Source organism: Acanthopleuribacter pedis, from assembly GCF_017377855.1.
Classification (GTDB): Bacteria; Acidobacteriota; Holophagae; order Acanthopleuribacterales; family Acanthopleuribacteraceae; genus Acanthopleuribacter; species Acanthopleuribacter pedis.
The window spans coordinates 201705-225817 of record NZ_JAFREP010000005.1 but is presented as its reverse complement, the minus strand read 5'-3'; the positions used below and the strand labels follow the sequence as shown (position 1 = coordinate 225817).

The following is a 24113-nucleotide window of genomic DNA, read 5'->3' as shown; positions in this document are numbered from 1 at the left end:
AGGTACCATCACACTCGCCCTCAACTATGCCCCGATATCGAGTCTTTCACACGATTCATTTACAGCGAATTCCATCGACTTTCGGTCGCCGTCGAATTCGTTGATCACCATCCCTACCGTGACCTGTGGGAGATGCAAGCTGCGGTGGCTGCGACAAAGCGTTTACAGGTCACTGTCGCCCATTCTGACAGCATCTTCCCCAAGGTCATCAACTGGCAATTCCGGGCAGTACATGACGTGGATCATCTCCTGGAAGGCGTCCCCTTCCATTTTCTGGGTGAATGCCAGGCGGCCCGGATCATGTGCCGACGCCTGCGAAATCCAATCCATCGGCAAATCGTCTTTTCTGAAATCGTGTGCCAAGCGGCGTGCTTCTCGTCGTCAGGTGTTTTTCCGCGCCAAAAGTTCGTCCCAATCCCTGAATCGATCCAGCGTCAGTTCATTGGAGGCGGGGGGCAACAAACCTCAGTTTGAAGCGCTGCCGGGGACTCACCAACCTCAAGTTTGACGCCGTCGTTTTGAGCGTCGTTTTGGACGTCGGTATGAACGTCGTTTTGGCCGTCGCTACAGCGACGTTTCAAACCACTGTCTTTTTATGACTTGATGCCAAATTCACAATTCAATTCGGAAGTGTTTTTCACACTTCCGACCTCGCCTGCCGTCAATCCACCTCATTCCCAAACTTCCTCACCAACCAACCATCCCAATCACTCATCCAGACCAAACCTCAATCATAGCCATCCACCCAACCATCTCCACCTACTCAATCACGTCCCAAGGAGGACCATCATGGAACAGCATAGCCAGGCCCGGCCCGCACTGCGCGCCCTACTCGTCGAACTCTCGCTCAAAGCCCAGCTCCTGGGTGAAAAACCGGAAGAATTGGACCGATTCATCGGACATCAAGAACCCCGCATCATGAAAGCAGTGTTAGCGGGTGACCAGCTCCTTAACGAAAATCAGGTCGCTGCCCGGTACGGTGAAGTGTTCGCCGTCAAGCGGCTCCGCAACATGCGCTACCGGGGAACCGGACCTCGTTTCCACAAACTCGGCAACCACAAGAACTCTCGGGTGTTCTACAAGGTCAGTGATCTGGAAAACTTCATCATGGAGTCCGAGCAACTGACCCCATTCATGCCCGCGATGACGATGGCGAGCGCCCCGGTCGCGGCGTTCCCCAAACCAAAATCCATTCTGTAGTGTTACTGCACCTGGGGCTTGCTCATTCAAGGGGCAAGCCCTATGGTTTTGGCCGCCGAGAATCAAACATGAACAGGGTTCACCGAGTGTCCTCGTGATGGGCCTTGGGAGAAAAAAACACACCTCTGTTGGATCGAAACCAATTCCTCGAATCGAGAGCTTTTATGCAAACACCAAATTCCGTCATTGGGACAACACACTCATAAATAGCAACCAGAAGCAAGTATCCGATCATCCCGGTTTTTGTAGTGTTACCTAAAAACACCGCTGCCGAATCGAACGAGCGCATTCGACATGCTATCCATACATTCATATTGAGTTGGGTTTTGGCTCAATCCTTCGGAGAAGAAAACGAGAGTCGAAGCAATCAGCTGAGGTACTTTTAGAGGGTTGGAGCACACAAAAACTCGATCACAGTTCTCTGTAAAAGAAGATTTCCCACACAAGCTAACGAGTTCACTCACATCGAAGGGAATCTTTTCCCGAGTAGTAGCAAATGATCAAATGACTCCGAAAAATGTAGTGTTACCACGGGAGCCAGCATGGCCTATCACGTAATTAAAACCATTCGTGGAGTCCAGTACCTCTACGAACAGAGTTCATACCGAGTGGGGAAAAAAGTATTCACTAAATGCCGCTGTTTAGGCCGAGTCGATAGTCTTTCTAGGTCATCCGATTCCCTGACCGTGCGAAGCGATTTTGTTCCCGACCAATCGGCCGGAGAATTTGATACCGCTTTGCCTGGACCTGCGAATCCACCCCGGGTACAGGCTCAAGCCGAACGGTCTCTCCAAAACATTGCCCCGTTAAGTATTCGGGTGGAGCTAGGCGATCATCGTATCAGCGCAAAAAGCTTGCACAAGGAAGTGGACCTGGCCCTCGGCCTTTTGAAAGCTAATGGGATTGCCCCGTCCCGTTTTCCCGATATTGCCGTAAAGTATGCGAATGAGGCGGGCTTCAGGCGCAGCTGGAGAACCGGCAAATACACCGTTTTCCTTCCCTGGCTCTCAACAGGAAAACGGCAACAATTCAAACGGATCTTTTCTCAAACGGTGAGCCACGCCGTTTTGGACGCGGTCGGGAAGCAGGACCCGCTGAAGTACTCGCAGATCGCGGAAGCTTTCGATGCAGAATACCGCGCATCAACCACGGCTATCGCATCTTACCTACTGCATGCGTCACCCAAGGGTTGGTATTCCCTCGTTTCGTTGTACGTATTCCGACTCGTCAACCGCTCACGTGAATGCCTGCCAGCGGCGAGTAAATTGGGTATGGTCGATTTCCAAAAACGCCGGGGCTGGCGAGATGAAGCGACCAAATTGATGAGTTTGATTCGAAAGCAGGGCTATGAATCTGTCTTGGCCGCCAACCAAAAAGAATTGGCTTCCAGCAGTCGAGCTATTACCCTCGCAGGAAACAAAATGCGTTCGTTGGTACCCTTTCTTCCACGTTGGTGGAAAGCACGACATAAGTTCCGTGCTGAGCTGGCACGGGAGCAGGCCATAATGAGTCAACAACGCAAAATTAAGCTCCTTTCCTTCCACAAAGTTGTCTAAAAGGAGTGATGTCAAGAGCACCCAACTTTCATGAGGAAGTTGGGGGGCTATTTTTCAAGAGAGGCTTCCAGCTTGACAAGACACTTTTTTCGATACCATCGACTGAAAACAACTTCTCTGAGGTATGCATGACAAAATATGCGATAATGAGAACAGTAGTTTCGATTCAGGGAGTCGGATTAATGTCACAAAAAGCTATTGGAAAATACGAGATTATCGAAACCCTTCAGGAAAGTCCTCTTTCTGCGGTTCACCGCTGTTGGGACCCGGACATGCGCCGACGTGTAGTTGTAAAAACCATTCCAGAATCGGTATCCGAAGGTTGGTATTGGCTCGCCCTTGAAAATCTCGAAAATGAAGCTCGTATTGGTGTTCAAGTTTCTCATCCAACATTTTTGACATACTTTACCTGTGAAAGCACCCAAAACCCACCACACTTGGTGATGGAGGAAGTAAAAGGCCGTTCTTTAAGCTGGATTCTGGAACAGCCTGGATTCCTCTGCCTGGAAGAGGTAATGCACATTCTTGAAGGTGTTGCTATCGCAGTATCTGCATTACATGGTCAGGGGTTTATTCACTGTGACATAACTCCTGGAAACATCATGATTCAAGAGGATCAGAAGATCCGCCTCATTGATCTTGGGCTTGCGCGCTCGATTGAAGGTTCAGCCAAGCGCCTCCATGAAAAACAGGCTACACCTGAATTTGCCAGCCCCGAGCAAATCAGTCATCAAAAGCTGGATATTCGCTCTGATGTTTTTTCCTTTGCGGCTTTGGCTCATTTTCTTTTTACTGGGGAATCGCCTTACCGGGGAAGTAATTCTGAAGAGGTTCTAGAACAAAGAAAATATGAGAGCCTGGTTATTTCAGAACCGTTCCCGGAAATGAGGTTTGAGGAAGAGGGTTTTCGACAGCTTTTTACCAAAGCACTTTCTCTTTCTCCACGCTCTCGACCGCAAACCATTGATGACTTCCTGAGTAGCCTTATTGCATTACCCAAAAGCCTCGAGGACAACTTCTTCCCCGACGAGGAACGGACCATTATCGCTTTCTCAAAAATGGGGAAAACCATGAAAATCCCTGATTTCAAAGAGAGCGCAGAGGATCACAATGAAGAAGAAACAGAGGAATCTGCCAAAAACACTGAAGAGCCTTGTCCTTTTTTATCTAGTAAAAATAGACCTGTAAAAACAGAGGCTCTCAAGTTTCTCCAGTAAACATCTCTCCAGAAAAACGCACAAAAACCCCCGCTTAAAACCTAAGTCTAGCCCGAAAACACCAGCAACTCTTTCTATCTCAATGAGTCAAGTAATTCTTTTATGTTTTTTTGACAAAAAATATATTCGATCTTATCTAATTTTTCTTTTAGGTAATCAACTGTTATTGGATTGACTCTATCTTCACCCGTCTCTTCTCCTGTTATTAAGGGGTATAATAAATCAAGTGTAAAGTACTCATCCGAAGGCCAGTCATTCGACTCTACAGGATAGAATTCAATAACTAACTCATCTTTATCAGTGCAGAAAAGCATCTTAAGATTGTCACCTTCTAAGGCAATTATTCCTTGATCTTGGTAGCCAGGTCTAAACCAGGAGTCAGTTGTCCTGCATGAATTATCTTTTAATATCAATATAAAATCGTTTGCCAGACTTTGCAACAATGTTTCCTTGAGTCTGTTAATTTGTCATCGTTAGCAAGTTTTCATTCGCCATTCTTCACCCTTTTTCTGGCGATGTTTTTACGGAATTTCACTTTCTAAAGGCTTTCGAGTTAGCGTTTTAAACTCTTCGGAAATCGCACCTATTTTCAAATAGTTAATTCTTGCTATTTTGAGATTTACTTGGTTTGCTCCGCCTTTGTAAAGCTCGTTTTCACTTTGTAGCGGGTCGTCTTCCCAGAAACATACTGGACACACATCAAACATGCTATCTTTTTCCAATGTCAAGCAACCACAGCACGGACATGTTTTTTTAGTTTTTTCCATATTTAATAATCTGCCTCTGAAAATAATCAAACCCATCTATTGGCCTAAAAAGCGTCTCTATTGTGCCATCTGGTTTAGCTGTTGCGAATTCATTAGTCCTGTTGTTGTACCTAAATACTGTTCCTTGTTTGCTAGTGAAGCCCAAAATATTTCCATCTACTACTTTGCTTAATAGCGAATGAGCTCTTTTCTCATATCCTTCTATGGTTATATTCCCAAGTCCCCATTCATGTGAATGCTTTTGAAAGTGGTCCTCCAATTTTCCGTCGGCAAATTTTGTAGGAGACCACTTTCCATCTGAAGGGAGTGAGACACTAGGATTGCCTTCACACCGATTCAGTCCCAACGGATCAAAGTCGGCACAAGGTTTTTCAACATACCCTTGAGGGCGGAAACCACCTTCAAGCCCAATCGGATCAGGACTAATGTACTGTGATGAAGAAGGATCATAGTAGCGATGGCGATTGTAATGGAGGCCGCTTTCGCTGTCAAACATCTGTCCCTGGAACCGGAACGGATTCTCCCATGCGGCTTCCCCATCTGATCGGCCCTCGGCACGATGTTGATCACCCCACACACCAAGGCTTCCAGACCACACGACATCACCGTCTTCTCGGTACATTTCAACCGGAGTGCCCAAATGATCGGTGACTACATAAGCGGCCTTGCTTCCTTGCTGGCAGGCCATGGGCACAAACTGACCAGGTTCAAACACCCAGACTTTGGCAGAGGCATCAGTACCCGAAGCGAAAGGAACCTCTTCAGCCAGAACATCCCCATCCCACAGGAATTTAGTACCCGATTGGCCGCAGCGCTTCTCGAGCCTGCGCCCAAAGGGGTCGTAGGTGTACTTCCAGGTTTGGCCAGAAGGCGTTCGTACTGCTTGAACCTGGTTACTTTCATTCCACTCAAAGGCCCAAACCTGCGGCCGGAACCCCGGCTTTTCCTCTCGCTTTTCAATGACGCGACCTTCTTCGTCGTACCGGTAAGAAAGCACACCGTCAGAGGCAAACCGTGACCCTTTTTGATAGTTGATAATCCGATCACGTGCTTCAGCCTGAATCGGAACGCTTCCTCCTCGAACCGTTACTGATCGCGCTTTCAAGTCCAAGTTGCCGTTATAAGAAAAGGCTTCCGCCACGCCATTTCCGTACTCAGCAGAAAGTATCTGATCATTTTGGTCGTACCGATACGTTGCGCGGAGGTGGTCGTTCTCCTCCACTTTCGTCAGGTTGAAGTGGTGATCATAGGAAAACAACCGGTTCATTGAGGGCACTATTTTCCGTTTGGCCGGTTGAGCCTGGTGTGGGACCCAATTTTCTACATGACGGCCAACGGTTTGCTGCTTGAGAAGCCCCCAAGAATTGTAGCTCTGCCGGAGGATAAATCCCTTTTCGTGCTTGCGTTGGAGTTCCTGCCCACGGCCGTTGTATCGGAAATCCAACCCCTGATCAAACGGCAGCTGTAAACGCTTGAGCAACCCACGGCGATCAAACTCAAATCGGGTCAGGTGCCCGCTGTCCGTTACACGGGTAACACGGTTCCCACATTCATCAAACCGCGATTCAACGATTCGTCCATTTTGTTTCTCGGAGATCACCCGGCCCAGAAGGTCCCGCTTAAATTCGACATCTGCCGTAGGCGACGTTGCGCGAATCATCCGGCCAAGCAAATCGTAGCTGTACCGCGTTTCTCCTCCTGAATGACTCACCTCTTTTTCCAGTCGCCCTGCGGCATTGTAGTGGTAGGTCGTTGTTTCTTTGTGGCTGTTTATTTTGGCGACGCATAAGCCGTCGAGATCGTATTCATACCGATGAATCCTTCCAGAGAAGTCCTGTTCCAGGATGACATTTCCTCGCTGGTCGTACTCATACCGATAGGCTTCACCACGGCTATTTTGCACTTTCGTAAGGCGAATCTCACCGTCATAAAAAAAACGATGTTCATTGCCTTTGGCATCAACTTTACGCCGCAGGAGGTCAAAACTCCCGAATTCGAATGCTTCGGAGTGGCCTTTCCCGTTAGTGAAGCGAGCGAGGTTGCCTTCGATGTCGTATTCGAAGGCTTGACGAAACCGGCCCCCCAGATCGAGAGGGTTTGCCGCAGGATAATTGACGCCGACGATTCGGTCCCAGGCATCGTATTGATATTCTTTATGAACAAATTCAGGATCGGTGGTGTCAATAATTCGGCTAAATTCATCATACCGAACGCTGGTCTTTTCGCCTTTGGCATTGGTGACTGCTATGGGTCGCAGCAATTGGTCGTACTGGTACCGGGTAGACGCGCCATTTGCCTTGGTAACTGCCTTCAACCTGCCCTGGCGGTTGTATTCATATTTGGTCACGGCACCGGTTGGATCGGTAACACTGAGTCTGTTCCCCCAAGAGTCGTATGCCATGTGCCAAGTGCTTCCTTCAGGAAGAGCGACGCAGCGCAAGTCTCCGGCGGAACTGTAAAAAAAGCGCTTTGCCAATTGATCCGGTCCCACAACCGCCACCACGCGACCATATTCATCGAGGGACCGGGTGGTCCTACGACCACTCGGTGTTTTCGTTCCAATATACTGACCCCACTGATCCCACAAGGTGGTACGCACCAATCCCAATTCATCCTCCTGGCGTGTTACCAGGCCGAGACTGTTGTAAAAATAGGTACGTCTTCCGGCTTCCTCCGAATAGAAGTGAGTTTGCCGTTGGTCAGGTTGGTACTCGAAGCGGCCGGTATATCGCCCATCCGCACAGTTGGTGAAACTGACACGGTCGTGGTCGTCATATTCGTAGCGCGCCCATGTTTCTTTTTGATCGAGCCAGCACACCAATCGATGCCGGTCGTCATATTCGTACTGGAGCCGGGTGGATTGGACCCCCTCAGCGGCGATGAGGCGACCGTGTGTGTCTTGTTCGTAGCGCATCAAATCACGATATTGACCTTGGCTTCCTCGTTGCTCTATTTTCCGAATGAAACCGTCCTCCATAGTCACACGGAGCCGATGACCATCGCTGTGGAGAACTTCGCGCACATTCCCGTGCTCGTCACGATCAAAAGCCACCACATTACCGTTACGGTCGGCTATTTCGGAAAGGTACATCCACTCTCCGTCTTGGCAGAAGAATCCATACCGCTTCTGATCAAGGTGATCATAGAGCGCATAGTGTCCTCGGTATCGAACCAAAGTCAGATGTGGTTGGTGTGGATTCCGGCCACTTCCGTTTCCCTGAGGGAGTTCAAAGAAGAGAATCTGGCCCTCGTCGGTAAAGAATTCACAGGTTTCGCCTACAATCCGAAGTTTTTGGCCCCAGGTATCAGCCCAACCTTTTCCGAGTTGTCCGCTGTACTTGAGACCCGTGAGATAGGTTCTTTTGAGCACCAAAGGAATGGTTGCATCAATCTGGAAATCTGTTCGCACTTCAACGACCTGGCCTGTTGCCACATCAATGGGGTCACCATCGGTGCAACGATTGGAGCAGGATTGCCCATCAGGAGATTTCGAGGAATTCTTCCCATTGATTTCCAGCTCATCCACGTTCTTTTGTATTCGATCTGAGATGTTTTCTACTTGATCTCCAGCCTGACGGGCACCTCCGTTCAGGTTAAGGTCATCAAGCCCTTTTTGCGTCTGTTCTGAGATCGTTTCAATCGCATTACTGCCGCTACCGCCCAAGCCGAGATCATCGACGTTCTTGCGAACTTGCTCGGAGACTTCTTCAATCGCCTCGCTGCTGCCGCCTCCAGCAATGTCGTCGAATTTTTTCCGTACGGCTTCGGTGATATTCTCTATGCCATCAACTATTTCATCGCTTGCTTTTCGGAACAGCGGGGTTGATTCGATGAAATTCCACGTTGCAAGGCCAGCCTCTTTTATTGCCCCGACAGCCTTCTTTCCTACAAAAAATAACCCAGTAGCGATCCATTCAGCCGTATCTTTGAGCGCTAAAATATCGCACACGAGCACAATATCTCTGATGAATTCAGGAACTTCGTCTGCAATGGCCAGCACGTCCGCTGAAGGGCCACCAATCTTGACAGTCTGAACACCTTCTCTGATGATCGCTCCGCAGGTTAGTTTTTCCCCTTTGCGAGAAGCAGGCGACTTACAAATGGCGACCGTTTCGCTTCCTTGAGCGATCTGACTGACGGAATGCATCCAACAATTCACGAAATCTTCCGCCCGAGCGGCTTTTTTACCTTCGATCAGGACGGTCGCGGCACCTGATGAAATCTCACCCGTACCGAATGAAAATTGGCTGCCGAGGAACTCGCCAATTGCCGCTCCCGTTCCAATCCCGTCTGCGATGGAAAAAATGCTTTTCTTAGGTAATTTAAATGCGATAAACCCACCGATAACCGCGCCCGCCACAAGTCCCACAAGTGCCAGACTGTGCTCTACTTCGTGTGAAACTACAGCCGGTTCTCGCAACTCGGGCTTCGGCTTAAGAACCTCCATAAATTCGAGGACAGGGATCATGGTTTCAATGGCTAGGAGAGCTTTTGCAGACTTGGTCATACCGCCTCACTCACAGGTGATAACGTGTCGAATAAGGATTTAGCTTTGGGTTTTCTCTGCCACGACTTCCTCTTAGGTTCTCGCGGTGAATGAACGGAAAATGTCCTCAAAGATAGCTTTGTGCTTTGGAAGCATCTTTCCCGGTACCGATCCCGTAAGTGAAATCACCCGATTGTTGCTCCTGAAAGCCGTTGTGAATTGGTGCAATCGACCAGGCTCTGGCTCCCAAGCAAATTCCATAAAAAAGGCCGGAATATTCCCTATCTCATCGAAATACTTCTCAATCGTGCGAAACTGTGGAAGTTGATCCTTCAGCTTTTTTTCCTGGTCTCGAGCGTATTGTTCCAGGTCAAAATCTTCGTCATCAAGCTGATCTCGAATCACAGCAAGAGTTAGCGCCTCGTCACCTTGCTTCCAAGTGAAGAAGTTCCGAGAGGCATCATTCCAAGTTTGAGGAATGGAAAGGGTGCCCTCATGCATGTAGTATGAACCCATCATAAAAACCTCATACCTAATTCAATTCAATCAGCGTTCCTTTTACTTGAACGCCATTCTCGTTTATGGTTATAGAGTTATCTCCATGGCTCAGGGTTACGCTCTCATTAGTAAGTACTACTTTACTCGTGTCACATTTAAGTGAAACCCCTTGCTTATCAGCTGTCACTGAGAACTGACCTTCTTCGGAGATAATTGTGTAATTTCCTTTGACTGTGGTTGACTTGATGTTTTTTACGGCTTCGGCGGCATTATGCTCCACAATGGTATCCAGGTCTCTACTGCTTTCGAATGAAACCTTTTGTTCACCTGCCGTGTCGTCCATTCGGAGTGTATGTCCAGAGATGGTGTTCAGAATGGTCTGATGCTTTTGGGCTGGCCCCAATGGGTTTTTCTGAACAGCGTTGTACACTGCACCCACCACAATTGGATCGTCGGGGTTGCCGTTATTGAAGGCCACAAGAACTTCCTGGCCCACGTGAGGGGGATGCTGAAAGCCAAATCCTTGCCCCGCATAGCCGCTGGCACGGCGGACCCATTTGGAGCTGAGCTCGCCGCGAGGTCCTTCACGATCCCAGTGAAAACGAATTTTGCAACGGCCCATGTCATCCAGAAAAACAGGTATCCCAGGTTTTCCGGCAATCACCGCTGTTTGGTACCCATGTATCTTGGGTTTTGGCGTAATGGGTGCGGGACGATAGGGCCTTGATACCGGAATCGCCTCAAAATCGACCCGATAATTCACCTCTTTGGCTTGAATCTTCACCTTGTAAATCAGCCATTTTTGGTTCAGCTCTTCACTGTAGTGATCCTGTAAATCGAAGACATGTCCGACGGCAAACGAGCGGCAGGTCGCGCTCCCTTTCAGGACCTCGGAAAAACATTCGGCTCGCTCTCGCATCAAAAACGTGTACTTGTCGATATCGGCGGGAGATGAAAAAAGGTGTCCGCTTTCATAGACCTCGCCCGCGACTTGCGCGCCATACTGCCGGGAGGACCGCTCCGCGATCATGGGGAGGTCAGGCGTTTCGTAGTTGTACCCATGCGCCACGTATTTGGCGGGAATGATCCGGCTCTCGAGGTAGGCATGAAAAACAGTCTCGTCGGCGGTGTACGCCGAGTCATGGTCGTCCTCATCCCGAAAGGGCGCTTGGGCGATGGGCACGCATGCAGGGTGCTTTTGGTGACTGTTTTGAAAAACCAACTCTCCGCGTTCGTGGTCATAGAAGTAGTACGCGCCTTCTGCTTCAAGTTGGCGGTGAACAAAATTGAGATCGGGCTCGTCGTATTGAACAATGTAGGTGCGGTCAGGCAGTTCGTTGGTTAGTTCCCACCGTGCCGAGACCCCGTGGCTCTGCAAAATACTACTGACCATATCTTTGACCGTCATATTCTGCCAAACTTTGTACCCACGCTTTTCACTGAGTAAAGCGTGTGACGGTCTCACGACTGCCCGGTATTGAAAATGGTCCTCATCGGTATGGGCAGCGTTTCCATGGAATCGTTTCTGGAACTTCCAATCGGTCACCATTCCGCTCAATTGGCGAGTATGTTGGTCCTGTGGTCCACAGGTGACCTCTACAGTAACCGCTTTCCCGAGCATGGTTCTGGGGTGTACAGAGGGGTCACGACAGACCACGTCCACAATCATCGTAAATGGTTGATTCATTTCCTCTTGGTGTTCAAGATGCAATACCCAAAAGTCTTCACCAAGACCGCTGATGTTGAGATCATTTTCTTTGGTCATTTTCGCCTCCGTAATTAAGAAAGTTGAGGAAGATAAAGGACAAGGACGAAAAAAGAAAGTCTCGGTGAGCCGTGTTACTTCTTATTGCGGGCATTAGGCGCGAATCGGTTCACGCGACGAAACTTTTCTAGGTGACAAATATCACCAACCGAAGATCATTAGCTTAGGTGAGAACGAGCCCCCTCCCATTTGAGATTCTGAAGACTTGTTGAGCGAAAGGTTTAACAAGGCCCTTGCCAGGCGAAGTCGTCAAATCTACGCCCCAACTTCCAAGAAGAAGTTGGGAGGAGCCGCCAGCCTTTTGGCTGGCGGCAAGGAGACAGATGATTGGGTTTCTTCCGGCCTTGATGCAACAAAAGAGAAAGAAGACCCGGTTCATAAACACCTGCCATGTCCAAAAATAAGGAGCGTTCACCTCAATCCGGGGAAGGTTGCTTCACCGGCTTTAAGTCGCCGAAAACCTGGTCAGGGCTTTCGCAAACGAAAAATCGCTCCTCACTAATAGAAACGGATTCCTGTTTTGGTTTTTCCAAGGTTTTTCTGATGTCGCCTGTTTTTCTTCTCAGACCGCTAGGTTGGGACCCGGCCACCTCGGCATCCATATGGTTGATGTGTCGTTGTTGAAACGAAGTGGATCGTCGATGGCCGCGCCCTCATAAGTAGAAACGGAAATTGGCGACCGTTTTTCCAAAGGTATCTGACCTTTCGTTTCACAGATCCGTCACGGCACCGGACCAGGTGAAAAGCCCAAGGTGATGTCTAGTCTCGGTAGGACTTGATTTTTCTCGGAGAACCGGTACACTCGCGGCGCTTTATTCTTTTTTCTCAGACCCATGACCCAAACAAGCAAATTCGCTGGTATCGCGCTGGTTTTGTTTTTAGCCTTTTCTGCGGCAAGCGTAGTGGCTCCGGCCGCTTTTGCCATGAGTGAACCAAACGACACTCCTGGTGATGGCTCTTCTGCTGGAACAGGCAATGGAAATGGATAATTTCCTTCACAGGTCTGCAAAACAGAGCTTGCTAAACTTTTCTAGCTTCAATCGGTATTTCGGCTCAACACGGTCGAGCTGGACCAAGCTTTGTTGTAGAAGCGTTGCGTCCTTTCCGAGTTCGCATCGGGTATATCCAAGGAACCCGGCAAAAATCAGACTGTAATCATGGTCCGGCGGATGGATTTTGATCAGGCCTGCGTAGGAATCCTCTAACAAAGGGAGTGCCCGGCCGAAATCCTGCATTTCCACGTAGCACTCACCCAAAGTGAATTGGGTAAAGATCGTTCGGATGTGGCTGGGGCCAAATTTTTGTTGGCGAGAATTCAACACCTTTTGGAGTAATGTCTCAGCCTCGGTGTACCAACCGAGGCTGATGTAAAAGCTGCCAAGGTTATGCCCATAACTTAAGGTAAGTGGATGCTCCTCTCCAAACACTTGCTTCTGAGTGTGAAACGTTGCTTTATGAAGTTCCGCAGCGTGATCAAGCTGGCCTAAAGCTTCTAGGGTAATTGCCAGATTGTTTTGGGCTTTTAGAGTTTCCTGGGCCTCCAATCCAAGGACAGCTTTATGAAGTCGAACCGTTTCTTTCCCAAATGTTTTAGCTTCCTCGTATCGAGCCGCGCGATAAAGGGCATGTTGCAGATTCACCCGAGCAGCTAAGGTAGAAGGATGATGTTCTCCCATCGTGTTTTCTCTACTTACCAGAATAGATTTCAAAAGATTCACAGCCTGATGTTGTTTGCCAAGGCGGGCATAAACGCCAGCAATTCCTATAAAGGTTTCCTGAGTTCTTGGGTGATCGATACCGTAGAGTTTCTTTTGAATTTTCAATGCTTCCTTGTATCTAACCAGTGCGGGTTGGTAATGTCCTTTTTGCTTTAAGGTAGTTGCCAACCCACGCAAGCACTGAGCATAGAAGGTTTCAATGCCCAGCCTTACCTCAAATTCGGGTAAAAGCTCGATGTATAAAGCTTCAGCCAGCGCAAGCTCTCCTTGTTCCCGCATTGCATGAGCTTGAAATAAGCGCGCTTTTGCAGATTGCTCTGATTTCGGATCAGTTCGCTTTAGGGCTGTCTCACAGAACTCCAAGACCTGAGCAAACTCGCGTTTTTCCATGTAGATAAGAGCTTGAATCAAAAGTGCTTCAACTTGGTCCTCATTTGTTGTGGCAACGCGTAGAAGCTCTGACGCATGATCCTTGGCACGGTCAAGCTCGCCGCGTCCCAAATAGGTTTCAGCAAGAGCATGGTGAACTTTTGCCAACACGAGAGGGTCACCAGAAAACCGGTCGTTGACTGTTTTTGAGGCGAGGTTCATGACCTCTGCCACGGAAACATCTTTTTTCCCCAGATAGGGGCTACTCATCCCCATTGTCTCCGTGAAATACGCCAACACCGCAGAAGTGCGCTCTGATTGCCGAACCGCCTCCTGTCGTGCTTTAACCTCAGCCAAGGTCCGATTTACAGAGATTGCTAAAGCTGAAAAAACCGTGACTAAAACCAGTGCCGCCGAAACTACGGGGACACGATTCCGCTGAACAAACTTTTTGGCGCGGTACCAGCGTGTGATTTTCGCTGCCTGAACAGGTTCATTGCCCAAATACGCCTTGAGGTCACGGCCCAACTCTTCGGCGGACTGATACCGATCATCCGGCTTTTTCGCCAGGGCCTTCAAAAGAATCGCGTCCAAATCGGAATTTATCGACGGGTTCAAGGAAGAAGGGAGAACGGGGTCTTCATCGCGAATGCGGTCGAGAAGGGCCGGAATAATCAGCCCATCTTGGGCCGGAATGAATGGTGCCCTCTCCGTGACCAGGGTATACAGGATCGCACCAAGCCCATGGACATCTGTTCTTACATCAAGGGTACGTCCTTCGACTGTTTGTTCCGGTGCCATCCATTGAGGAGAGCCAACAATGCTTGACGTGAGAGTGATGTTCGTGTCGGTGTCACCAAGGGGCTTATGGAGACCAAGATCAATAACCTTTGCCCATGGTTTGCCGTGTTCGTCCGGCATCACCAGGACGTTGGATGGCTTTAGGTCTCGGTGCAAAATAAGCTGTGAGTGCGCGTACGCAAGTGCTCGACATACTTGCAGGAATACCCGACACCGATCATTGAGTGACAAATTATGGGCACCGCAATACGCATCAATGGCAAGCCCATCGATATACTCCATCGCAAACCAAGGACGACGGTCGTCAGTTGTCCCAGATTCGTAAAGGGTTGCGATGTGGGAATGTTGCAGCTTGGCCAGGACATCAACCTCGGCGGAAAACCGTTGTTCCTGTTTCGAATCGTTCCAACCGGACTTCAAAACTTTCACGGCCGCGCCTCGACCCAAGCTCACATGTGAACCCAAATACACCTGGCCCATGCCTCCTGACCCCAACGAATCGAGAATGAGATATGGGCCGATTTGGTCTGGAAATGGTTCACTCCCAAGCTCCCTTCCGGGCAGAAGAGGAAGGATTTCCTCCCCGGCATTCAACCGATCTACTTGCTCCAGCATTGAGGTGAGCTCTTTGCGGAGTTCCTCTGGTACCTGTTCCATGAACGCTTGGCGCTCATTAATTGGGACATGCTCTGCTTCATCGAAGTACTTTTTCAGTTCGAGCCAATATTCTGTTTTATTCATTCGACAACAACTCTTTCTGCCAGGAAATGGTGGGCATAACTCCACTTTCGGTGGGTTTGCGTGACGCTCACTTGAATCCTGGTGGCGATCTCTTGAAAGGTACTGCCGGTAATGCGATCAATAGCGACCTCGAATGCCTGGGGATCAAGCTCATGCAGATCCTGGAGTGCCGATTGCAGATGGCGCACGGTTTGTGGCGGCGCATACCCTTCCATCATTTCATCAAACGTAACCGTGGATTCCGCATCCCGTTTTTGCGAACCGCGACGACGAACCTCATCAACCAGGAAATTGCGCATGATGGTGGCTACCAAGTTATAAAACTGCCCTCGGTTCTGAAATTGGCAGTCCTCCATTTTGGTGAGCTTAATGTACGCCGCGTTGACCAGCTCGCCGGTATCGACCAACCGGTTCTCTCGCAAAAGGCCACGGGCACGCAGTTGGAGTTCTTCAAATGCAAACTCGATGACGAGGTTCAGCGCCTCACGGTCTTTATGAAGTTGCCACCGGGCTAACTCTTGAGTGATATCCACTGCCGCTCCTTCCGCAAGATGTTTTCCTGATTCTTTATGCGGAGATTCTCGCAGGTTTCTACCGTGCTCGAGTAGGGGAATTCGCGAAACGGTCATATTTTTCGCGAGTCATAGATACGAAGAATGGGCCAGTTCTCTGTGGTCGCCGAATTAGACCAAACCGTGTAATAGTAGTGACAGACGAACAACAGCAAGCTTCGCGGTACAAAACACAGATAACTTCATAACACGTTCTCAGGTAGTGATCTCCGCCCTTCGCGTAAATACCATCAACCACGTAACAGGCGCCTGCACCCATACCTGAAATAATTAGGTAAAAAAAGTAAGATTTCCTGGATGAAATATAAAAGACTATGCTAGCCTTTTTTTGGTTTTATGAACCTAAAAATTTAATCTGGAGGTTTGCTTGATTGAAACCGTCCTCAATAGCCCAGTCATTGCGGCTATTATCACCGGTGTTGTTTCGATAATCCTGGTCGTTTTGCAACGCCGAAATAGCAAGACGAAGCAAAAGGCGGACCGCACCGAAAACCCCCAATCATGCATCGAGATCACGCAGAAGGAGGAAACAGTGAAAGCTGAGCAATAAAGAACCCGTCACGAAGAAAAGCGCTTCGTGACGGGCCGTGTGGATTCCTCGGTTCTAACTTCACGGGAAAGCCCGGGGAATCCCGCACTTTTCAGCATACAAAGCTGCGTAATTGATACACGTAAGAAACCTGAGGTCAGAGATCCTTCATGTGGCTATTATTTCGCTTCCACTGTAGCATAAGAAAGGCTGAACGTCTTCCTTCTCGAAGGGAATTTCAGAAATAAACTCCACACCTATTGACCTTCATTTACCAAGAGCTACTGTTAAATTATTAATTCCTCTCAGGAAAATTGCTTTAGAAACGAAACAAAAGGTTTCCACGATAACAAATGTACTTAATCGAGGGTCCTCATATTCACTACATCCAATCATAGTTGAAAGCTGAACGCCAAGAAACCCGCCACGGGGTTAGTTTTCCGTGACGAGTTCGGCGGATTCTCCGGATTGCAATCCCGAGGAATCCCTCACTATTGAACCAGTCTATTGGACCGGCTGTTTCGTCTTCCGTTCTGGTTTAGGCACATCAAACAGGTACTCAATTGCTCCAGCGACCGGAAGCATTTTGACCCCCTGTGCATACAAGTCTCGGGCCTTTTGTGTGTGGCGATGATTGCGATCATAGCCCACGTCAGAGCTCGATGTTTTGTACCCTGCTCCAGCTTTTGTTATTTTCTTTAACCCTCTGGATATTGTTTTAGCAGTTTCCAGCATTTCGGTATCTTCGGTTTTAATTGAAAACCATGATCCGTATAGCTCTTGAGACGTATAGCTACCAATATCGAAAATAATCAATGCCGGGTTTTTGTCTAAGAACTCCATTTGAGAAGATGCGTCTCTGTCGGGCATGCCTCTGCTCAAAAAAAACCTGTTTAAATCCTTAACACCATTCCCAAGGGGGTGATCATGGAAGGTTTCAGGATTTAGAATGTTTATTGAAAAGGGCTGAAACCGGGGCAAAACAAGGACTAAATTCTGATCCAACGCCACATCCCGAATAAACTCTTTCAGTTCTTGTGGCTCAGCATGAAATTCAATACTCAGTGAAGGCATTACTGGGCTCCTTTCGTCTTATCATACGGCACAAAGCCAATGGGAACATTCTTCTTGTTATTGAGGTCTTCAAGCGCGGACTCCACGCGGGCCTATTTTGTACCGAGCATTTGGGTCAGCTTTCGGAAAGCGTTTTGGTCCTCCGCAAACAACAAGACATGAACCATGAGCACAAATACCTTCATCTCCAGCAAAGTAGCTGTGAATACCGAGAACTTTTCAAGTGGAGAACAAAATAGGATTCCCCGGTGGGAATGGAATCCATACCGAGAAACCCAGCCATCACCAAATCCTATAAAGGAAATGGCCAAACATGCTTACGAGGTCAAAAGCATTGTGAGGCGTATTTCAGCGGCCACATACCCCATAAGGATATCTTCAGGAAGATCTTTTGCCTCTTCTATGGGACATTTTTCTTCATACAGAAAAGCCATATTCTTGTCGTCGTAATAGGAGATAAAAACTATGGTTTTGTCATCATCTTCTCGGTAAAGAGGGGGAAGCGGCCATTGAGATCGTTCCCAAGTAGGGAGTTGACCAAATATTGGCCAGCTCTTTTCCAGTAGTCCGGGATCTCCAAACTGACCTCTCAAAATTGCATTCTCCGGGCGAAGATCATCAAAGTGCCCCTCAGGCTTTGGCAATACTGGCCCATAGAAGTAGCCAAATACCCCTCCACCACCATCAAGGCGGGCGACAATCCCTCTGGCAAAGCCACCATTTTCTAATGGAACAAAAAAACAAGTTCCTTCCTGGTAATTCAGTTTCTTTTTGGGCATGAGCTTTTAACTCCTGTCTCTACTTTCTGTTTTGAATGGTTCTCAATGGTAAAAAAATTAAACCTGAACAACGAAAAAGGATTCCCCGATTTCAAACATCTTTATCGAGGAACCCTATAATTAATGAGTCTTGTTAAGAAAATAGCCTCAGGAGGTCAGAAGCATTGCGAGGCGGATTTCAGCCGCCACATACCCAAACAATGCATCTTCAGGGAGCTCCTTGGCGTTTTCCACGGGACACTTTTCCTCGTACAGGAACTCCATATTGAGGTCATCATAATGGGAAATAATGACCTTACTCTCGTCATCATCTTCTCGGTATAAAGGTGGAAGGGGCCACTTCGCACGGTTCCAATCAGGAAGCTGGCCCTGGATAGGCCACGTTTTTTCCAGCAGTCCAGGATCACCGAATTTGCCTACCAAAGCTGCATCCTTCGCTAGCAAGCCTTTGAAATCGCCTTCCGGTTTTCTTAAGGCTGGTCCAAAGAAGTAGCCAAATACAACTCCATCTCCCCTGAGACGAGCGACAATTCCTCTGCCATATTCTCCATTTTCGAGTGGAACAAAAAAGCAAGTTCCTTCCTGGTAGTTGAGTTTTTTTCTTGGCATACGCTTATAACTCCTGTCCTTTTTCCATATATTCTTTTTTTCTTGGATTTTTGGGGCTAATAGGACGTCTTTTATTCAAATCGGCTTCTGGGTGCTTGTCGTAAATAATCTGCTCACGACCTCGGCGAGCAGCTTTGTCATCGCTTGTTTTATCAACCTTAAAAACTAAATCCTTTGTTTCATTACCTCGACCATGTTCTTTCTCTCGTCTTTTCAAGTTATTTGTTTGGCCTGTGCGCCTGACTTCGCCCGTTCTGGGGTCACGCAGCGTATAGGTACCACCTTTCGGAGAGGCCTTCACTTTGGCACATGAATTATGAGCCCAAACCCCATCCTGTCCAACAAAATAGGTATGGGTATCGCGAACTTCGAAGTTGTACACGGGCAAGTGGCCGGGGACGTACCGGTTTTCTTGAACGGTGATCCACCCAGAACGCGACCAGATCCGATCACCAGGTGTCAACTGATCAGCAGATACCCATGCTTCCGATTCCCCCCAAAATGGGTGCTCAGCAGTGGCATCGAGGTGAATCACGATCCCATCGGAGCCTAAAAACCGAAGGGCATGCACCCCGTCAGCCTCTTTGAGAAACAGGCGGTCAACCTGTTGCCACGATTCCTCTCCGGTCTGGTCATGCCGACTCCAAACCCAATCGCCAACAGCGATGGATTCAATTGGGACATGTCCTTGCCGGGACAGGATCAGGGTTCCTGCCGGAAAACAGGGGGCCGCCGATCCAGCAGCCGATCCCGATCCATTGAGCGCATGTTCGATCACATCATGGCCCGTCTGGATCGCGAAACGTTCGAATCCGGCCTTTAACGCCGATCCCGTGAGCTTTCCGGCCGCCTTCAGGGCACCACCGCCCATCGCCCCGGACACACCACCCATCGCCACGCTTTTCCAGGAGACCTTTTCCAAATCACCGCCATTGACAATCAACTGGGCCGTTAAATCAGCCCCAGCGCCAATCACTGCACCGGCGACATGCCAGGCCCATTCCCCCTCGGGGTCTACCGCGAGGGTGGGACTGTTATTGACATAAGTGTAGAGGTTCAATTGACCAGGGTTCACGAGGCGTTCAGGCGTAATCGTGAGCGGATCTGGCTGGAGAAAACGGCCGTACCGATTGGAGTAACTACGCGCTTTCATCCAGGTTAAATCACGATGATCGAGATCCTGGTGGCCCGTAAACCCCCGGCTAGTCGGGACACAGGCCATGTCCTGTGACCATTTTTGACCGAACGCGGCGAATCTCTGTGAACCGGTGATTACCCCCGAGTCGTCCGTATAGTCCGTTGGCGAGCCCAGATAATCCGAATGGAACCAAACGCGTTCTGAACATTGACCCCCTTCCGGTTCATATATTTCGGTTGCGACGGGTTTCCCCCCGAAATAATAGGTCTCCTTTAACAGGGTGAGCGTATTCCCTGTGAGCCGGTACTCGGCGATGGGATCACCGGCTTCATTGAACAAGGTGAACTTCTTTTCTGAATCCCCATCACGCCACTCGAGGATACGCTGACCTTCGGGACCGTAACCGATGTGATGGGTGTCCCCAAAACCAATCAACTGGTCCCAGGCATTGTAGGTGTATCGATTCCCATCAGGAGTCCGGGTGACATTGCCCTCCGGGGAAAATGTCCAGCCGACCAATCGATTCGGAATTGGATCTTCCGGGGTCACGAAAGGAGCGACGTTGGTGCCCTGTTTGGCGGCATCGAGTATCGTTACCTGGCCATCACCGTCGAGGTCACGAGCGAAGGCCACGTCCTGGTCACGCGCATCCCCGAACTGGAACCCATGAAGGTCACGAACACTGATCTCACCGTCTTCATTCAAATCTGCAGAGACAGGGTACTGCATCGGGGGGTCTTCCCCATTGCCCCCATAGGCCAGGAGGTTATTATCCTGGTCGTAGAAAAAATCATCAAAGCGATGGGTATCCGCGTTGTGATCCCAGTAATCCGCGCGAAGGAGTCGAGAAAGGGGATCGTACCGATACTGCACTACCTGGCCGGGCTGCATTTCGTTCCCGGAGAAGGAATCCTGCCGGGTAACGCGGCCAAGGACATCGAAGGTGCGTTCCTTACGCAGCAGTCGTTGCCCGCCCAGATCGAGTCGGCGTACTTCTTCCGCGTAGGGACGACCGTAAGGGCCGAAGAAACGCACCTCTTGTGTGTCGTTGCCTAGCGACCAGCTTGCCGGTACGGGATTGGGATACTGACCGAGCCCAGGCGCATAGCTCATGTCTTCCACGAGAGTACTTGTTCCGAACTCAGTCGCTACCGAAACCCCATTCAGGTGGCGGTTTTGGTCAAACGAATGGGTTAATCGAGAACCCGAAGGATAGAGCGTCCATTCCAGGCTCCCTTCCTCAGAATACCCATATCGCGTGGTGAGCACCTGGGGTGATTGTCGCACCGAAAAGTGCCGTGCCTCTAATCGGTTGGCCCCGTCATAATCAAAGACCAGGTCGGCCAGATTCGAATGCATCGAAACCAGGTTTTCCGTGTTGTATTCAAAGCGGATAAAGGGCTCGGTCGGAGCGAGCGAGTCGGGATGTTGGTAGGTAATACGACCGCGCTGGTCGTACTCAAACCGCTGCACTTTATGAGGGGTTGGGGTGGTCAGGTCAGCAAAGAACCGTGCCGCCACGAGGTCACCAATGCTGTTGTATTCGAACTTTCTGAGCCCCGTCTCCGGGTGAAACTCCTCCAGTAATCGTCCCAACCCGCTGTATGTCCGCGTTCGTGTGGCCGTACCGTGAGAAACACGGATCACCCGACCAAAGGCGTCCGTTTCGATATCGGTGGTCGCGCCGGTTTGATCGACAAATGAGGAGGGATATCCTCCTCCATCGTCTTGAGTGAAGGTGGCATTGCCCTGGCCATCGGTATGAAGTACCCCGATCCCGGACAGGAACTGCCAGTGCTGCACTTCTTCCCGGTCATCGCGTTCACGGGTGAGGACGGTCACCCGGCCAATCGCATCGTATTGCCAGGATTCTCTCCCACCATTGGGATGAGTAAGTTCCACCAAGCGGTCCAAGGCATCGTAGCGATACACAAATTGGGCCTGAGGTATTTCGCTCCGGCGATGATCGACTTTACGGCCATAGACATCAAAGGAAATCTCTTCCCAGGGACCATCAGTCCCGATTTGCCAACGCACCAGGCCCCCGTTGTGGAGGGTGTACTGGGTTTGAGTTGGCTGCATCAGGGGTGAGCGTTCGAAGCGAACACGATCCGCGTGGTCATACTCGAAGCTGAACACCTGATTCAAGCTATTGGTGTAGGAGACCATGTTCCCAAAAATGTCGTACTCTGCCGAACGCAAGGTGATCCAGAGGCCGTTCTGAAATACCTCCACCTGTCGTGGTAACCCGGCCTGAGAAGTGATGCGGATATCGTCCCGATACGGTTCCCGAACGACCACCCGGGAGTCGACGTAGGCCGGTTCGATGAACACCGTGTGCTCTTGCTCAGTGACCACATCCCGAGTATTGCTCCGGGTCTGGTCTCCGTAGTCGTTATACTGCCGGGTGAGCACCGTTGCCGGGGTATTTGCCTCCGGTGCCTTCGGCAAAATCACGGTGCTCTCGCCAGTGCTTGGCCCGTTATGAAAGAGATGCTCTTGTTCTATCAGGAACACCTGGTTATGGGTTTTTTGCGTATCACTGAGCGTGTAGATACGTTCCCGGCGGGTAACATGTTTCCGATCAGGAGCCTTGGCGTTGTAGTGTGCGGCAATGATTTCCTTGGGCCGTGCATACGGATCTACGACCCAGGACAGACTGCCGCCATGAGGCAGCTCAGTCTCACCGCGTTCTTCGAACTGAGCGATGGTGTGTTGCAGCACGAAGGGGTTGCCCGCCTCGCTGTTTTGCCCTGGCAATTGCTCGTCGGGATGGAACCCGCTTTCGGTGCGACCCGAGAGAAACATGTGGGGACGTTTTCCGTCTTCCGGGTTGGCCTCATGAGTAAAATACAGAGATGGAATGAGCCCGTTTTCGTTGAGACCGGCCGAAAGGGTGTACCGGGCTCCCGTGATCCGTTCGAGGTTCCAGTACTCCTGGTGGTAGTCAGCAAAGCGATCTAACCGACCGGCATCATGAGCCCACGTGGTTAAGGTCACGTCATCGTGGATGGCACCGCTATAGGTGAAGAACGAGTACTGCCGACGGGTATTTTCCGGGCCGGTCACCGTGGAGAGCAAGTGGGTGTCCGTGGCAACGTAAAACTGGTGATCCTCATCGAAGCGATCTACCTGGGGATGGCGGTATTCGTATTCCCATACCTGGTCGCCACGCTGGTAGCTCCTGACCACCCGGGTGTTGTATTGACCGGTGGGGGACAAGAAGTGGTAATAGGTTTCGTCGTCATACTCGTAGGTGTACACGGCGCCCATGGGTGTGGTGATGCGGTCGAGTTCCGCATACCGATTTCCGGCACGGGTGCCGTACTGGTATTCGGTTCGTTCGTTTTCCCCGTTGGTAAAATGGGTCAAGCAATTGCGTTGTTCCGGGTCTTTCGGGTTCCCACCGCAACGAGAAACACCGTAAGAAAGCGTGCGACCTCCGACACGGATACTTTGGAGTGCGCTGTTTTCCAGCGAGACCATGATTTGGGTGCGACTCTCTCGCGCCGGGACATGGGTGATGCGGATAGCGGCCGGTTCATATTGGAATCGAAGATCGGTGTCAGGTGATTTGGGATGCCAGATGCGGGTGGTGGCATAGGTCCCGATGGCATGGTCTACCCGTTCGACCTGAAACAGTTTTCCGGCGGTATCCTGAACGTACCAGATGGGATCAGTTCCGGCCGGATTTGGTTCAGGCCATGCGCGCCAGAAGTTTTTGGACATATAGGGCTGAACCAGGTTCCCACTAATCGGTGATCGGAACCGGTAATCATGGGTTTGGTTCCCTGCCGGATCGGTCCCGGTTCCGTCAGTAGCCAGGTACATACGTTGGATCGGATATCCAGAGAGCTGGAACACGACCATCGGTTCGGAAATGGTCAACACCCCCCAGTTGAGAGACCAGCCCACACCGACCCAGGAATCAGGAGCACGTACCTGCTGGGTATCCGCGCGGGGAACATACACTTTGCCGTTGAAGTCGCGATTGACCTCAAAATCAACGCCATAGGCGCCCGGAAGCACCAGATCCTGAGCTTGTATAACCAAAGCACCACTGTAGAGATCGATGCTGGCATTGGGCGTAACCCCGTCAAACGCCCGAGAACGATCAAATTCCGGCCGGTCGAGGTTGGTTTCCACCCCATCGGGGGCTTTCCGTTGAGCCGGATCAAACACGGAGAACGCGGCGATGGATGGGGAAGAATGCGGAAGCTGTGGCTCTTTTTTGGAAGCGTGAGCCGGGAGGCAAAGCGCCATCAGGAACGCCAAAATAAGGGATACACGCATG

At 50.1% G+C, this 24113-nt stretch carries 17 protein-coding genes; 5 read left to right on the top strand and 12 right to left on the bottom strand.

Features of this window, described 5'->3' with window-relative positions; genetic code table 11:
* Window positions 1-162: 162 nt before the first annotated feature.
* A complete protein-coding gene (locus J3U88_RS07500; RefSeq protein ID WP_207857975.1) occupies window positions 163-363 on the bottom strand; it encodes a hypothetical protein in 201 nt (66 codons plus the stop codon).
* A 426-nt stretch (window positions 364-789) separates the two neighbouring features.
* Here J3U88_RS07500 and J3U88_RS07495 point away from each other — a divergent pair, with 426 nt between their 5' ends.
* The 3 genes from J3U88_RS07495 (at window position 790) to J3U88_RS07485 (ending at window position 3973) form a co-directional block, all read left to right on the top strand.
* Window positions 790-1200, top strand: a complete 411-nt coding sequence (locus tag J3U88_RS07495; RefSeq protein ID WP_207857974.1) for a helix-turn-helix transcriptional regulator — start codon at window positions 790-792, stop codon at window positions 1198-1200.
* Window positions 1201-1742: 542 nt separating this feature from the next.
* Complete coding sequence (locus tag J3U88_RS07490; protein ID WP_207857972.1) at window positions 1743-2756, top strand: hypothetical protein; 1014 nt, start codon at window positions 1743-1745, stop codon at window positions 2754-2756.
* 182 nt (window positions 2757-2938) lie between these two features.
* On the top strand, window positions 2939-3973 hold the full coding sequence (locus tag J3U88_RS07485) for a serine/threonine protein kinase (RefSeq protein ID WP_207857970.1): 1035 nt from the start codon (window positions 2939-2941) through the stop codon (window positions 3971-3973).
* Window positions 3974-4047: 74 nt separating this feature from the next.
* Here the strand turns inward: J3U88_RS07485 and J3U88_RS07480 are convergent, their stop codons facing one another.
* The 5 genes from J3U88_RS07480 to J3U88_RS07460 form a co-directional block, all read right to left on the bottom strand.
* Window positions 4048-4413, bottom strand: a complete 366-nt coding sequence (locus J3U88_RS07480) for a hypothetical protein (RefSeq protein WP_207857968.1) — start codon at window positions 4411-4413, stop codon at window positions 4048-4050.
* 81 nt (window positions 4414-4494) lie between these two features.
* Entirely contained in the window at window positions 4495-4740 is a 246-nt protein-coding gene (locus tag J3U88_RS07475; RefSeq protein ID WP_279382500.1) for a CPCC family cysteine-rich protein, read from the bottom strand.
* Complete coding sequence (locus J3U88_RS07470; RefSeq protein WP_207857964.1) at window positions 4727-9247, bottom strand: RHS repeat-associated core domain-containing protein; 4521 nt, start codon at window positions 9245-9247, stop codon at window positions 4727-4729. Before J3U88_RS07470 ends, J3U88_RS07475 begins: the two co-directional genes overlap by 14 nt.
* Window positions 9248-9319: 72 nt before the next feature.
* Window positions 9320-9745 carry a DcrB-related protein gene (locus J3U88_RS07465; protein ID WP_207857962.1) on the bottom strand — a complete coding sequence of 142 codons (426 nt, stop codon included), beginning with the start codon at window positions 9743-9745 and terminating at the stop codon, window positions 9320-9322.
* A gap of 13 nt (window positions 9746-9758) precedes the next feature.
* The gene (locus J3U88_RS07460) at window positions 9759-11489 is read right to left on the bottom strand and encodes a type VI secretion system Vgr family protein (RefSeq protein ID WP_207857960.1); all 1731 of its coding nucleotides are present in this window, start codon (window positions 11487-11489) and stop codon (window positions 9759-9761) included.
* Window positions 11490-11697: 208 nt separating this feature from the next.
* Here J3U88_RS07460 and J3U88_RS07455 point away from each other — a divergent pair, with 208 nt between their 5' ends.
* Window positions 11698-11991, top strand: coding sequence for a hypothetical protein (locus J3U88_RS07455; protein WP_207857958.1), 294 nt, complete (start codon window positions 11698-11700; stop codon window positions 11989-11991).
* Window positions 11992-12484: 493 nt separating this feature from the next.
* Here the strand turns inward: J3U88_RS07455 and J3U88_RS07450 are convergent, their stop codons facing one another.
* Entirely contained in the window at window positions 12485-15118 is a 2634-nt protein-coding gene (locus J3U88_RS07450) for a serine/threonine-protein kinase (RefSeq protein ID WP_207857957.1), read from the bottom strand.
* On the bottom strand, window positions 15115-15651 hold the full coding sequence (locus J3U88_RS07445; protein WP_207857954.1) for an ECF-type sigma factor: 537 nt from the start codon (window positions 15649-15651) through the stop codon (window positions 15115-15117). The genes J3U88_RS07450 and J3U88_RS07445 overlap by 4 nt, the downstream gene beginning before the upstream one ends.
* A 406-nt stretch (window positions 15652-16057) precedes the next feature.
* On the opposite strand from J3U88_RS07445, the gene J3U88_RS07440 reads away from it, so the two are divergent.
* The gene (locus J3U88_RS07440; RefSeq protein ID WP_207857953.1) at window positions 16058-16240 is read left to right on the top strand and encodes a hypothetical protein; all 183 of its coding nucleotides are present in this window, start codon (window positions 16058-16060) and stop codon (window positions 16238-16240) included.
* 483 nt (window positions 16241-16723) lie between these two features.
* Here J3U88_RS07440 and J3U88_RS07435 read toward each other — a convergent pair whose 3' ends face one another.
* The 4 genes from J3U88_RS07435 to J3U88_RS07420 all read right to left on the bottom strand — a co-directional run bounded on the left by J3U88_RS07435 (window position 16724) and on the right by J3U88_RS07420 (window position 24112).
* Entirely contained in the window at window positions 16724-17293 is a 570-nt protein-coding gene (locus tag J3U88_RS07435; protein ID WP_207857951.1) for a hypothetical protein, read from the bottom strand.
* 317 nt (window positions 17294-17610) lie between these two features.
* On the bottom strand, window positions 17611-18072 hold the full coding sequence (locus J3U88_RS07430) for an Imm26 family immunity protein (RefSeq protein WP_207857949.1): 462 nt from the start codon (window positions 18070-18072) through the stop codon (window positions 17611-17613).
* A gap of 147 nt (window positions 18073-18219) precedes the next feature.
* Window positions 18220-18681, bottom strand: a complete 462-nt coding sequence (locus J3U88_RS07425; protein ID WP_207857948.1) for an Imm26 family immunity protein — start codon at window positions 18679-18681, stop codon at window positions 18220-18222.
* Between the two features lie 4 nt (window positions 18682-18685).
* Window positions 18686-24112 carry a polymorphic toxin-type HINT domain-containing protein gene (locus J3U88_RS07420; RefSeq protein WP_207857947.1) on the bottom strand — a complete coding sequence of 1809 codons (5427 nt, stop codon included), beginning with the start codon at window positions 24110-24112 and terminating at the stop codon, window positions 18686-18688.
* Window position 24113 lies beyond the last annotated feature (1 nt).

Bases quoted from the DNA above. Each gene is read 5' to 3' on its own strand.
- J3U88_RS07495 (WP_207857974.1), top strand. From the start codon at position 790: ATGGAACAGCATAGCCAGGCCCGGCCCGCACTGCGCGCCCTACTCGTC.
- J3U88_RS07490 (WP_207857972.1), top strand. From the start codon at position 1,743: ATGGCCTATCACGTAATTAAAACCATTCGTGGAGTCCAGTACCTCTAC.
- J3U88_RS07485 (WP_207857970.1), top strand. From the start codon at position 2,939: ATGTCACAAAAAGCTATTGGAAAATACGAGATTATCGAAACCCTTCAG.
- J3U88_RS07475 (WP_279382500.1), bottom strand. From the start codon at position 4,740: ATGGAAAAAACTAAAAAAACATGTCCGTGCTGTGGTTGCTTGACATTG.
- J3U88_RS07470 (WP_207857964.1), bottom strand. From the start codon at position 9,247: ATGACCAAGTCTGCAAAAGCTCTCCTAGCCATTGAAACCATGATCCCT.
- J3U88_RS07465 (WP_207857962.1), bottom strand. From the start codon at position 9,745: ATGATGGGTTCATACTACATGCATGAGGGCACCCTTTCCATTCCTCAA.
- J3U88_RS07460 (WP_207857960.1), bottom strand. From the start codon at position 11,489: ATGACCAAAGAAAATGATCTCAACATCAGCGGTCTTGGTGAAGACTTT.
- J3U88_RS07450 (WP_207857957.1), bottom strand. From the start codon at position 15,118: ATGAATAAAACAGAATATTGGCTCGAACTGAAAAAGTACTTCGATGAA.
- J3U88_RS07435 (WP_207857951.1), bottom strand. From the start codon at position 17,293: ATGCCTTCACTGAGTATTGAATTTCATGCTGAGCCACAAGAACTGAAA.
- J3U88_RS07430 (WP_207857949.1), bottom strand. From the start codon at position 18,072: ATGCCCAAAAAGAAACTGAATTACCAGGAAGGAACTTGTTTTTTTGTT.
- J3U88_RS07425 (WP_207857948.1), bottom strand. From the start codon at position 18,681: ATGCCAAGAAAAAAACTCAACTACCAGGAAGGAACTTGCTTTTTTGTT.
- J3U88_RS07420 (WP_207857947.1), bottom strand. From the start codon at position 24,112: ATGCGTGTATCCCTTATTTTGGCGTTCCTGATGGCGCTTTGCCTCCCG.